The following is a 12995-nucleotide window of genomic DNA, read 5'->3' on the forward strand; positions in this document are numbered from 1 at the left end:
CAAATTGTGGCAGACCTCAACGTGATCTTATCGAGTTTAAGTTTTTGTCACCAACGATTTCGAGATGGAGCCGGTCGCTTGGGAACCTTTAATATTTAAAGAGAAAGGTACAGTCTCTTCAATTTCTTGAGTGACTGTACCTTTAATAGTACTTTTCAGTTACTCGCCTATTGCGATAGCGGAGCCGTCGACTCTCGGACGACCAGACTCGTCGGAAGCATAATCTTCTTGCTGCCTACCGCGTTGCCGTCAATGAGGTCGAGAAGCAGCTTCGCGCTCTCGCTGCCGAGAGCATCGAAGTCCTGCTTGACAGTAGTCAGTGGGACCTTTGAAAATTTGGAGCCTGCGAAGTCGTCGAAACCCATAATCGAAATCTCCTCAGGAATACGCACGCCTAAGGCCGTCAGCTGCTCGACCGCCTCCAGCGCCTTACGGTCATTAACGCAGAATAAGGCCGTCAGCTCCCGGTCTTTGATGCTCGGCAGTAGTAGGGCGTAATCAAGCTCCTTCTCGAGGAAATGAATCGAGTCGTCTTCCTCTACTCCCGAATCCGCCATCGCGTTCCTGTAGCCGTTGAAGCGGTCGACTTCGGAGCTCAGATGAAAATCGTAAGCGGCAAATCCGATACGGCGATGCCCTAGCGTAAGCAGATATTCCGTCGCCTCGTAAGCTCCGTCCTGATTGTTGCACACAATGCAGTTCACTGGCATTCCATTCGGGAAGCGATCCAGCATAACAAAGGGCATTCTCTCGTTCTTGAGCAGCTTCAGGTATGATTTTGCGGCATTCGGATCTGAGGAATAAATCAATAGCCCGGAATAGTCAGATGGATTGATCTTGCTGATCAGCTCATCTTCCTGTCTCACATTGTTTTCGATAAATTCGATAACGAGCCGATAATTGTGCAGAGCCAGCTGTGACTGTATTCCTTTAATGATCTGCATATAAGAGCTGTCATAAATTTCGGTGCCGGATATGATGAACGCGACGAGACGAGACATCGGGTTCGGCGTTTCGCTTTTCTTGTCCGCAACGAAGCTTCCTTTGCCGCGGACCCGGTAGATCATCCCTTCGTTCACCAAATCGGACAACGCCTTGCGCACCGTGATCGAGCTTACGTCAAGCGCCTCCGCCAGCTCCGCTTCGCTCGGAATCCGATCATGAGGTCTGAACTGGCTTCCGCTGATATGGTCCATAATATAACCCTTCACCAGTTCGTATTTGGGCAAGTTTTTCCTGGCCATAATCTATCTCCGTTATCTCTACTTATTTTCAAATGTCGCTATTTTATATAGTAACAGAGTTCAGTTCATATAATCAATCGATTTATCAACCAGCCGGAATGCGATCGTACGCAATCCGAACGGCGCAAAAAATAAGGTATAACAAGTTTCCCCGCTTTGCTTCGAAGAAGCGCTCGGCGGCAGCGAGCTTATGATACGGCCGTCAAGCTCGACGAGCCGCCCTTCGCCAAGTGCGGAGCGCGTGTAGAGAACGCACTCCCTCGCCTGCGCGCTGCCGTTATAGAGCCGCAGCAGCAGCTTGCCGTCCTCCACGTAAAACGCGGAAGCCTCAACCGCCGGATCGGATACGCGAAGGAGTGACATCTCGTTGCCGCCAGATACGACATCCGCGAAGCGCAGCTTCCCGAGAAGCGGCTCCTCCCGCATCGCCGAGACGGCGGACAAGCCAGCCGACTCCCAGTTTCCTTCATGAGGCAGAATCGCATAGTTCATTTCCTGCGATCCCGTAAGCGGGCATTTGCTCCACCAGAAGCCTCCATCTCCGCCCCAAGCGAATGTCAGATGAGCGGGTCCGTCCGGCGAATGCCCGTAGCTCGTCGTATGATCGCTATAGACGGCAAGCCCCGCTTCCTCTTGTTCATCGTACAAATCCAGCCAGTGGAGAATGACATTATGCTTGATCTCGTCCCATCTCGTATAGCGGGTATCCACGTTCCGGCTTTCGCAGACATCGTATGCGGCATTCTTAAACAGCTTCGAACGCCCCTGCGCGAACGGGAACGTCACATGCAGGTTCATCTCCGCGTTATAATGAGACTTTCGCCTTTCCGTCAAATTGTTCTCATTAGTTAGCGTCCATGGATCCCCGATCCACCTGTCCGTATCGAACCAAGCCTTCAAGCCGATATCAATGGCCCGCCTGCCCTTGCCCAGACGGATCGTGTGCCGGAATTTCGTCTCGCCCAAAACGCCTTCCAGGCGCACGCTTACCTGAAGAGGACCTTGCTCGATCATCTCAGCTGTCACCTTAACGTCCCGGCTCATGAGGAACGATTCGCGTTCCGCGAAATACCCCCTCAGCTCATTTAAGTAGAACGGCCCTTTTGCCGAAGCGTAATCTCGGCTCGCCGCTTTGTCGATCAAACTGACGATAACCCCTCCTCGGTTCAGGTCCAGCACTAACTCATAAAGATCGGAATACATGAGCAGCTGTTGATCGTCAAGCATCCTCGCTCCGACGTCGCGGTACCGATCCGATTCGCTTCGAATGGATTCCCGCTCAACCAGCGCAAAGTCCGCATAACCCATTGCCGGAATCTCCGCTTCGAAGAGAAGCGCACAGGACTGCGCTTTCCCTGCGGCGTCCGTCCGAATCGGGTTTGCCTGCATCGGCATGGATCGGCCCTCTCGGTTCAAAATCGCCAGCTCCTCCAGATTCTGTGTGACCGGTATATCGAGCGTCACGATTTCCTTTCTGCTTACGCCGGATGTATTATATACCCGAATACCCAAGCTAACGCCTTCCTCGCCGGCGATCGGCTTCGCAGTCTGCATGGCCGCGGCCGATTCCAAGATGACATTATCGGCGTTCGCCTCCGCCAGCCACGTCTGTGCGCCGCCCAGCCACGACCACTTCTCCCGATGCTCCCGTGTCGTCGCGCAAATCCAAGCGTCATGATGCTGGGCCAGCATCAGCTCATCCCAAGCCCGTACCAGCTCCGCTTCGGGATACGGTCTGCCGCTTAAGACTAGGGCCATAGCCGCCATCTTCTCCGCCTGCACCATTTTCGATTCGGCCGCTCTCACTTGACGGGCCATTCGCTGCAGATGCCGCTCGCCCCAAGGCAGCGCGCATCGGATATCCTCCTGTGTGAATCGCCAGTCTGCCTGCGGAGTTCCCACAATTTCATCGATATATTCGCGCCAGGTCACATATTGGACACGGCCGTCAAGCCCTAGCCTTGGCCCCGCCTTCCAGCCCAGATCCTGCAGAAAGCTGCCGATCGGCCTGTTTATTCCATGCTCTGCGCATTTGGCGATGAATGAATCCTCCATCTCTGCCGCTTCTGTTTCCCAGCAATTCACAAGATCCTCGCAGGCATAGCGCGGCACGCAAGGCAGCGAGCTTCCATCGGGCCCGACCCAGTTCACAAGCTCATGGTCTACGCCGCTTGCATAGCCTGCCCAGCCCGTTCCCGGGTTTTTAAGCACCGCTCTCTTATAACCAAGCGATTTCAAAATTTGGGGCAAGCTGCTCGTCCAACACGGCTCCTGCACCGCAAACGTGTCGATCCGCGCATTCGGAAAGTGCTCCCGGTGAATGGCAATGCCCCGCAGCAGCTGGCGGATATTGCTTTCCCCGCCGATTACCCAACCATACGGCTGAGCGTAAGTGCCGGAGACGATCTCCGTCCGGTCCCCGTAACCCTTGCCGAATAGAACATCCCGCATTTCTCGATAAGAGAGAGGGTCCGTGTCCCGCAGATGCGCCCACGAAATGGGTTCAACCTCGATCGATAGCTTCCATTCCGGATGGGAGTGGTACACCTGCAGGACATCGGTCCAAGCTCCGAGCGGCATATGTCCTTTGATCCCGCCGTGATAGCCGTCTACGTAATAAGCCTTTGTTGGATTTGACAATGGAATTCCTCCTTGTTTGCCGCCTGCGACTATTCATGCACGTTCCGACCATTAACATAGTATACTAACTAAATACACCAATAATTTTATATTATACTAACTACAACATCAAGAACTACATGCAACGTTCTGTTCAAAAGCGACAAGACTCCCCTAAACAGGAGAGTCTTGCTCGCTTTGAAGGTATGCATACACCCTAAACATCATCACGGCGGCTTGCGCTCGGTTCGCGCTCGCCCTGGGCCGTATACGGCCCGAATCCCCCTCAACGAGCTCCGATCCGGTCAGTACGGCGATGCTGGAAGACGCATATTCCTCAATCAAGTCCCGATCCTTATATTGCTCTAGAACGCTTATGTCCGCTCCCGCGCTCAGCCGGTCCGCCGCGCGTAGCGCGCGCTCCGTCAGGATCATCATTTCCTGTCTCGTAATCGGCGCCTCGGGATGGAACAATCCGAGGTCATCCCCCTTCACAATGCCGAGCTCCCCCGCCGCGGCTACCGAATCGGCATAATAGACCTCCGCCTTCACATCCGGGAAACGTTGCTGGAGCCGACCTTTCGGAGCCTCCAGCTCCAGCGTTCGCATAAGAAGCAGCAGGAAATCGGCTCGCTTGATAAGGCTACTTGGGCTAAACGTATTCTCCGTCGTGCCTTTAATGATTCCTTCGGAAGCGAGCGCGGCGATCGCCTCTTCAGCCCATCCGTAGCCGGCAAGATCCTTAAACGGTGATGTGCCCGCCGAAGCCGGGCCCTTACCGGATCCGAAATCCTCGGTTTTGCTCGCCAGTTTGGAATCAATTTCTTTCACTTTCAGCAGCGCGACCTCGCTTTCTCCCGGCTGCAACACCTCAAAGCGGAGCTTATACAGCTCTCGGCTGCCCTTCAGTCCGGCAACCTTGCCTATGAGCGTATGTGCCAGCGTCACTTGACCGTCTTCCACGATCGGCTTCACCGAAAAGCCAGGCACATCCGTCTTCGCGCTTAGCCATTTCAGCTTGTCGGCATCGTACGCCAGGACGACCTCGAAGGCGTATACGTCTATCATGCCGTCCGCCTGAACGGCAACCTCCACCGTGTCGCCCTTCTGTAAATGTTCCCCTGTGATGGACAGGCTGTAGGACGTCGCGATTTGGTTCTGTTCCGCCGCCGTTTCCGCGGCCGCGGAGGCTGTAACGGAGGAGCTTGCTGACAACATCCCGCTTGCCATTACGGCAGCCAGCATCAGGCGGGCCAATCGGCTATTTCGCTTCATCCTCATTTCCTCCGGTCTACAGGTTTATTCAAAAATTTGTCTGGCCAGCTCAGCAAGATCCGCGATGTCGATCTTGCCGTCGTTGTTGAGGTCCGCTTTTTTGACCTGCTCCCAGTCAGGCGATTCCGAATGTTTGCCATAGGCCGCCGCGGCAACGGCTAAGTCGCCGACGGAAACCCTCTGGTCGTTGTTCAAATCGCCCGAGCCTCGCCCACTTTCAATTCGTAATTGGTAGGTCGCTCCCTGAAGCTTAAATTCTTCCCCGTTCTCATTGGCCAGCGTCGCCTCGGTCAATGCAATGGCAGCAGTTACCGTCTCGCCTGTCGCAAGTGCTTTGAATTGAAGCTTGAGCGTATCGCGGTTCGCATTGCCGTCCAGATTCACAAGAATGAACCGAAGCTGTCCCGGCGTTGCCTCTTCCTCCTCGACAATCGCAACATCTTCATCGCTTGGCGCCGCGGAGATATACGTAAGCTTTGCCGGATCATACGCAAAGGTCACGTCCTGAGCAAATACGCTTTGCTCTACGCCTTCTACTTTGTAGCCTGCATCGAAGGACTGGCCGGCATTTACGGCCGCGGGTCCGGACAGGATCGCAGCCGGCTTCTCGCCGCCCGGCTCCCCATTCGGCTCGATCTGGACGGAGGCGAGACGCGCGTCGCTTAAGTCAAGCTTATACATGATCTGGTTATAGTCGTAATAAGGCGTTGGATTCCCGACATTGCCGAACATGGCGACGTAGGTTCCTTCGAAATAAATGACGCGGCCGTTATCCTTATCGAAGTAGGAGTGTCGCGCAACATTGTAGAAGTCCGTCTCGTTATGCGTAATGATCTTTTTGGCCAGCTTCCAAGGACCGGTAGGAGCCGGCGCTTCCGCATACCAGATTTCTCCCAGCAGCGAGGTCGACCCTTCTCTTTGCTCGATAACGTTCGTCCATACCTGCCTGTATTCGTTCCATTTGACCGAACCCGTATGATTTAGAACCGTTTCTCCCGTGTCGACGCCCTTTAACTGGAAGCGCGCCTCGTCGGCCGTCATCTTGCCAAAGCCGATTAACGCCGCCTCCTGCTGTTGAGTAATCGCCGGCGTATCCTTCCTCCACCCCCAAACCAGGTTGCCATCGCCGTCCCTGTTCAGCTCCGTTGCAGCGCCATCGTACTGCGTGCCTGGCTTCAGCGGCGTGAAGGACTCATAGCTGTTCATGTTCGTAATATCTTCATACGTATTCTTCACCCTCTTAACCGGCCAAGGCTGATTGAACAGCCAATACTGGGCGCCATTGTCAACATACAGAGTGGATTGACCGTCCGGATGCTTCCAGCGCTGATTCATATCAAATGGAACGCGGTCGCTGAATTCCTCGTTCTCGTCGTTCCAGATGAGGATGCCCGAAGCCACCTCGTCATCGAGACCGTGAAGATTGGAATACTTCGCTAACAGTTTCTCCTTGCCATTCGCGTCTTTCGTTGTCATGAGACCGCTAACCCAGAACAGATTTCCGTCGCCAGGATTTTGGGGAACCAACTTTTTGGTCGTTCCTTCGTCGTCCGTGAAGTAGGTGAGGTTAACGCCCGCATCCGGATCCAAGCCGCCCTTCCCGGGAAGCTCCGAGGTGGCGCCCGTTGTTCGGAAGTTGCCCAGCGCATGGTTCGGCTTGTCGGTATCGCCCCAGAACCAATACAGCTTGCCCTTGTACTCAATCGTTTGGACGGTATCCTGACCCATTACTTTACCGTCTCCCAGCAGCGGATTGTTAATGGGAACGGGCTCGCCAAGAATAACGCTGTCCTTGTAGATGCCCTGTCCCGTAACTCGGTAGAGGCGCTCGGCGATATTGATTCGTTCCATTTCAAAGGTAACCGAGCCTCCAGGCGTAACTCTGACCGTCGTTCCCTTTGCGCCAAAGGATTCATAATGATGCGTATAGCCATGGCTCTCCAGCTCGAACCATACATCCTCGCCCATGAGGCCCGGCTCGAAGAAAGCCACGTATCCGGCGCTGTCCGTGACGTATACGACCTCGTTAACGGTGCTTACCTCTACGAGAGGGATGCCTCTGCCCGTCTCGGAATCGACGACCCTGATTTTGAAGGGATTGTATTCGATATGGGCGGCAGCCGAAGCCGCAGCGCTCCCGGCGGCGTAAGAGATAACAATTACAATAACGAATAAGAGCAGCGACAAAGTACGCACGTAAGTGCGAGCCTTCCAGCTTTTCAGTATCAAAACAATCACCCTTCCCCAACGATTTTCCGTGCCATTGCCGCCAGATCCTCGATGTCGATTTTGCCATTCCGGTTTAAATCCGCCTTGCTGTACAACGCCCAATTCGCATCATCCGATGTTTTGCCGTAAGCAGCGGAAATGATCGCAAGATCCCCGACAGAGTACCTGCCGTCTTCGTTCAGGTCGCCCGTCCTCGCCTTAGCGGTAATCTGGATGCTGTGAGATGCTCCGCCCAGCGCGAGCTCCCCGCCTTCGCCGTTCGCCAGGATCGCATCGGCCACGGAGACGGTTGCTGTAACGGTCTCGCCGGTTGTCTTCGATGTGAATCGCAGCGTAACGATATCGCCGCGGGCGATGCCGTCGAAATGAACGAGCAGCAGCCGGACCCGGCCTTGTGAATTCGTCTGACCCGCGATTTCCACTTGTTCCGCAGCCTCTGTCGCGGACACGAATTGCAGCTGCTCGGCATTATAGGCAAAGGTTACGTCCTCGGCGTAGACACTCTGCTTCATAGGGTCAAGACCGTACGTAAGGTCGAAGCTCTGTCCTGCGTCAACAGCGGAGGGGCCGGTTAAGCTGACCGCAGGTTCTTCTTCGCCGGCTTCCCGCCCGAACACCTTAAACTCCCATAGCGAATAGCCGTACATGGTCCCTCTCGACGTGCCAAGCATGCGCACGTATCGCGCTTCCGTTTCTTCGAATTTCACAGTATCGGTGCCGCCGTCTCCTGTCGTCGTGCTGTACACGCCAGTCCAGCTTTCGCCGTCATTCGATACTTGCAGCTCGTAAGCTCTGCCGTATGCGGCTTCCCAATCCAATTGGACTCGGCTGACCAAGTACGGAGCGCCAAGGTCTACTTGAATCCACTGCGGATCGGAGGAAGCGGAGGCCCAGCGCGTCTCGCCGTTGCCGTCATTTGCATTGGCCGCCGGACGCCCGTCCTCGTTCGTGGAGGACATGATCGATTTGCCCCCGGCAAGCTCGGTCAGCTCGGGTCCGGCAGACGGCGTCAAATCCAGCTCCGGGCTCGACAGATCGAGCTTATACATCATCTGATTGTAGTTGTAACGGGGCGTAGCCGGCGCGTCCGTGAACGTATTCGTGTAGGTGGCCTCGAAATAAAGGTAACGTCCGTTGTCCTTGATGAAGTATTCATGCTGCGAAGGATTATAGAAGGAGTACTCGTTGTGCGTAATGACTTTTTTGGCCAACCGCCACGGTCCGTTAGGCGCGGGCGCTTCCGAGAACCACAGCTCTCCGAGCAGCGACGTCCGGCCGAACTTTTCCTGGCCGATCATGACGTAGCTTTGGCGGTATTCATTCCACTCGACCGAGCTTTGGGCGAGACGGACCTCGTCCCCCGAGTCGGCGTCCTTCAGCTGGAAGTAACGCTCGTCACCGGGCTTGATGACGCCGAGCCGAATAAGCTCCTTCTCCTGATCCTGGGTCAGCATCTGCGTATTCTTTTTCCAGTCCCACACAAGCTTCCCGTCGGCGTCGCGCTCCAGCTGCGTGTCCGCGCCGTTATAGGACGTCCCCGGCACAAGCGGCGTAAACGATTCATACTGGGTATGATCAATGATTGCATCCAGCTTCGCTTCTACCCGAAGGTTCGGGTACGTGTGCTGGGTGAAGGTATAGTAGCCTTTGCCGCCATCCTCATAATAAGTGGCTTGGCCGCCCATGCCCGCATAACGCCAGTCATTCGTGCCGGGGAATTGGACCAGCTGCTCGAACTCCTGCTTGTCGTCGTTCCAAATGAGTATGCCAAAAGCATTCGGTTCCGGCTTATGCGTGCTGTAAGCAGCGAGCAGCCGTTCCTCGCCCGTCTCGTCCTCTACGGTCATCAGACCGAATATCCAGGCGATGCCAGCCCCGTCGGGCAGCGGCGGAACGAGACTTTTCACGAAGCCGTCCTCGCGCGTGATGTAGTCCAGATCGACGCCGACATCGAGATCGAGGCCCCCACTTGGAAGCTTAGACGTGGCGCCCGTTACGCGGAAATTGCCGAGCGGATAGGCGACCCGATCCGTATCGCCCCAGAACCAGTACAGCTTATTCTTGTATGCAATGGTCTGAACGGAATCCTGCCCCATGACCTTGCCGTTTAGAATCGGCTCCTCGATCGGAGCCGTCTCACCCAGCAGGACGCTGTCCCGGTAAATGCCTTGCCCGGTCACCCGGTACAGGCGCTCGGCAAGGTTGATCCGTTTCATCTCGATCGTCACGCTGCCACCCGGCGTCACGTTGACCGCTTGGCCTCGATAGCCGAACATATCCGTCGGCACTTCATATCCATGGCTGGAGATATGGAAGAACACCGTTTCATTCATGAGCCCGGGCTCGTCGAAGGCGACATAACCGGCGCTGTCCGTGTAGAAGCGGATGTTGTTCACCGTCCTCAGCTCCACCGCAGGAATGCCGCGGCCCGTCTCCGCGTCGACGACTCGTATACCGAACAGCTCCTCATCATAAGCTTGGTTCTCCACGGTGCCCATGGCCTGATTTCCGCCCGTCGCTTTCGCCAGGGCTGCTGGACCGGGGATGATGGCAGCAGCCAGCATGACGCTTGCCATGAATCCGGATACTTTACGAAGATTGAATCTCATACGCCTGCTTCCTCCAATCAAGATTCATTCAGATTGCCGAGTTCCGGACTCGCCAAATCAAGTCTGTACATCATTTGGTTGTAGTTGTAACGCGGCGTCGGCTCGTTATCGGTGAATGTATTCACATAGGTGGCTTCCAGGTAGATATATCGGCCGCCCGCCTTATCGAAAAATTCATGGTGAGCCGGGTTATAGAACGTATAGTTATCGTGCGTAATGATCTTCTTCGCGGTCGTCCATGGTCCTTGCGGGGAAGGCGCTTCCGCATACCACATTTCCCCGAGAACGGATGACGCGCCTCCCGTCTGCTGGCCGAACATGACGTAGCGCTCCCGGTAGTCGTTCCATTCAACGGAGCTTGCGGATAGTCTGACTGCCGCGCCGGTATCAACATCCTTTAACTGGTAATATACAGGGTCGTCGGCATCAATCAAACCGATGCTGACGAGCTCGCTCTCCTGCTCCTGTGTGAGCGGTGGCGTATTTTTCTTCCAGCCCCAGACCAGGTTGCCTTGCGCATCCCGCTCCAGCAAGGTGTTCGCGCCGTTAAAGATTGAACCCGGAGCAAGCGGAGTGAATGCTTCGTATTGCGTGTAGTCGATGATGTCGTTATAATCGGCCTTCACGCGGAGATTCGGCATCTTATGCTCGGTGAACACATAGTACCCTTGGCCGTTCTCCTCGTAATAGCTCGCCTGTCCTCCGGGATGGCGCCAGTCGTCTTTGTCCGGGAATTGCACGATATGCTCGAACTGCTCCGTCTCGTCGTTGAATGCCAGTATGCCGAAGGCTGTCAGATCCGGATTATGTGTGCTGTAGCCGGCCAGCAGCTTCTCCTCTCCGTCGTCTTGCACCGTCATCATGCCGAAAATCCACGCAATGCCTGCTCCGTCGGGCAGCGGCGGCACAAGGCTTTTCACGAAGCCGTCCTCATTCGTTATGTAATCGAAATCGACTCCGACGTCGGGATCAAGCCCCCCTTCGCCCGGAAGCTCGGAGTAAGCGCCTGTTACCCGGAAATTGCCGAGCGGATAGGCGACTCGGTCCGTATCCCCCCAGACCCAGAACAATTTACCCTTGTATTCGATCGCCTGCACGGAGTCTTGGCCCATTACTTTGCCGTTTAGCAGCGGCTCCTGAATGGGCGGCGTCAAGCCGAGCTTAACGCTGTCGCGATAGATGCCTTGACCGGTAAGACGATATAACCGCTCCGCGATGTTGATCCTGTCCATCTCAAGCGTCACGCTTCCTCCCGGCGTTACATGAACCGCCTGCCCTCGATAGCCGAAGAAATCGGGATTTATGGTGTATCCGTGACTGCTCATATGGAAGAAGACCGTATCATTCATGAGACCCGGCTCGTTAAAGGCGACATAACCGGCGCTATCCGTATAGTACGAAATATGGTTCGTTGTCCTCAGCTCCACAGCCGGAATGCCCCGCCCTGTCTCGGAATCGACGACCCGGATGCTGAACGGTTCCACCGCATAGGCTTGAATCTGTGCAGGCTTGCTTACGTTTCCGCTCTTGGCGCTGGCAGATGTTAGATTCCCGGGCAGAATAGCAGCAGCCAACAAACAGCACGCCAAGAGACCGGAAGCTTTCCTGTGCTTGAATTGCATACCAATTGCTCCTCCCTTTTGTTTTCGTTTCATGGGCAGCAAACGCTCGATTGCTCCTCCTTTCCTAGAATTTTGCACCCGAAACGCTCCATTTTGTATCATTGCGAACTTCTTAAAAGAAAGCGTTTCCATACTATAAGCTACATCGAAAATAACATATACTAATTTAGCCGTCAATATGCTATATTTACATTATAAGTTTAATTTACTTTGTATACTTTAATATCCGCTCCGCTATAGGAAGCGAATGTCTAATAGAGGTGAGTATAATGAGCCAAAGCGAAGCGGCATTGCCCAAATATCAGCAGGTGAAGGACTACGTCCTGCTGCAAATCGAGGAGAAGAAACTGGGAGAAGACGGTCGAATCCCTAGCGAATCGGAGTTTTCCAAGCTATTGGATGTAAGCTCGATAACGGTGAGAAAGGCTTTGGCGGAGCTTGTCAATGAAGGGGTCATCTACCGGGTTAGAGGAAGAGGAAGCTTCGTTTCGAGCCGGAGGGCCGCGCCCGCTGATAAAGCGTCTCCCTACGTCACTCTTATTATTTCGGGCACTGAGTTAAACGATAGTTCATACATGCAGATCATAAAAGGTATACAATTGTATTTAAGCCAACAAGAGTGCAAGCTTATTATCGAATTTGTGGAAAACGATTTCCAGCAAGAACGCGAGCTGATCCTCAAGCTGGCGCAAACCGAGACGCGAGGTCTTCTTATCTATTCCGCGGATCCCGATGCGGCCAAAGGATACTTGAACGAGCTCCGCAATCGCCAGATTCCACACGTCATGCTTGATCGCAGTCCATCCGGCTACTCGATTGACAGCGTGACCTGCAATAACTACGACGGCGCCTATGAAGCCGTTCAATATTTGATTGCAGAAGGCCATCGGAACATCGGTTTCGCCTCTTACGACTTCTATCTCAGCACCGAGGTTGACCGTTACAACGGATATCGGCACGCCATGGCGGATGCGGGCCTCGCCCCTGGACAAGAGTTGAGATTTTTCAGGCGGGAGCTGAATTACGACAAGTTGGCGGAGCTTATTAGTCGCGGCGAGCTTACCGCTCTTTTCTGCGCGAATGACCGGCGTGCATTGGAAGTGATCGATCGCCTCTCCGCGCTTGGCATTCGCATTCCGGACCAGCTGTCCGTGATGGGTTTCGACGATTTCGAAGGCTCCAAGTTCGCGAAGGTGCCTCTGACCACCGTCAAACAATATTTTGAGACGCTCGGTTTCGAAGGAGCCAAGCTTTTATTCGATAGGACCAGGGAATTGCTCCCTAACAGCTACAAAAAAATTTTGCTGTCGACCGATCTGGTCATCCGCGACTCCGCACGAAAGCTATAAACGAAAATGAACCCGATTCCTTAAGCAAGAATCGGGTTCATTCATTGT

Annotated in this window: 7 protein-coding genes; 1 reads left to right on the forward strand and 6 read right to left on the reverse strand. The window is 54.6% G+C overall.

Going from position 1 to position 12995, the window contains the following annotated elements:
* Nucleotides 1–167: 167 nt before the first annotated feature.
* The 6 genes from D3P08_RS05815 to D3P08_RS05840 all read right to left on the reverse strand — a co-directional run bounded on the left by D3P08_RS05815 (nucleotide 168) and on the right by D3P08_RS05840 (nucleotide 11598).
* Nucleotides 168–1244: a GntR family transcriptional regulator gene (locus D3P08_RS05815; protein WP_119598484.1), complete on the reverse strand. Its 1077-nt coding sequence runs from the start codon at nucleotides 1242–1244 to the stop codon at nucleotides 168–170.
* Between the two features lie 60 nt (nucleotides 1245–1304).
* Nucleotides 1305–3884 carry a glycoside hydrolase family 38 C-terminal domain-containing protein gene (locus D3P08_RS05820; RefSeq protein ID WP_119598485.1) on the reverse strand — a complete coding sequence of 860 codons (2580 nt, stop codon included), beginning with the start codon at nucleotides 3882–3884 and terminating at the stop codon, nucleotides 1305–1307.
* 153 nt (nucleotides 3885–4037) lie between these two features.
* Nucleotides 4038–5138 (reverse strand): S-layer homology domain-containing protein, encoded by a 1101-nt coding sequence (locus D3P08_RS05825; RefSeq protein ID WP_162848375.1) that lies wholly within the window; start codon nucleotides 5136–5138, stop codon nucleotides 4038–4040.
* A 24-nt stretch (nucleotides 5139–5162) separates the two neighbouring features.
* Nucleotides 5163–7367 (reverse strand): cohesin domain-containing protein, encoded by a 2205-nt coding sequence (locus D3P08_RS05830; RefSeq protein WP_162848376.1) that lies wholly within the window; start codon nucleotides 7365–7367, stop codon nucleotides 5163–5165.
* A gap of 5 nt (nucleotides 7368–7372) precedes the next feature.
* A complete protein-coding gene (locus tag D3P08_RS05835) occupies nucleotides 7373–9976 on the reverse strand; it encodes a discoidin domain-containing protein (RefSeq protein WP_162848377.1) in 2604 nt (867 codons plus the stop codon).
* Nucleotides 9977–9993: 17 nt separating this feature from the next.
* Nucleotides 9994–11598: a hypothetical protein gene (locus tag D3P08_RS05840; RefSeq protein ID WP_119598487.1), complete on the reverse strand. Its 1605-nt coding sequence runs from the start codon at nucleotides 11596–11598 to the stop codon at nucleotides 9994–9996.
* 269 nt (nucleotides 11599–11867) lie between these two features.
* Between D3P08_RS05840 and D3P08_RS05845 the strand changes: the two genes are divergently transcribed.
* Nucleotides 11868–12947 carry a GntR family transcriptional regulator gene (locus D3P08_RS05845; protein WP_119598488.1) on the forward strand — a complete coding sequence of 360 codons (1080 nt, stop codon included), beginning with the start codon at nucleotides 11868–11870 and terminating at the stop codon, nucleotides 12945–12947.
* Nucleotides 12948–12995: the final 48 nt, after the last annotated feature.

The organism is Paenibacillus nanensis (assembly GCF_003583765.1).
Lineage (GTDB): Bacteria > Bacillota > Bacilli > Paenibacillales > Paenibacillaceae > Pristimantibacillus > Pristimantibacillus nanensis.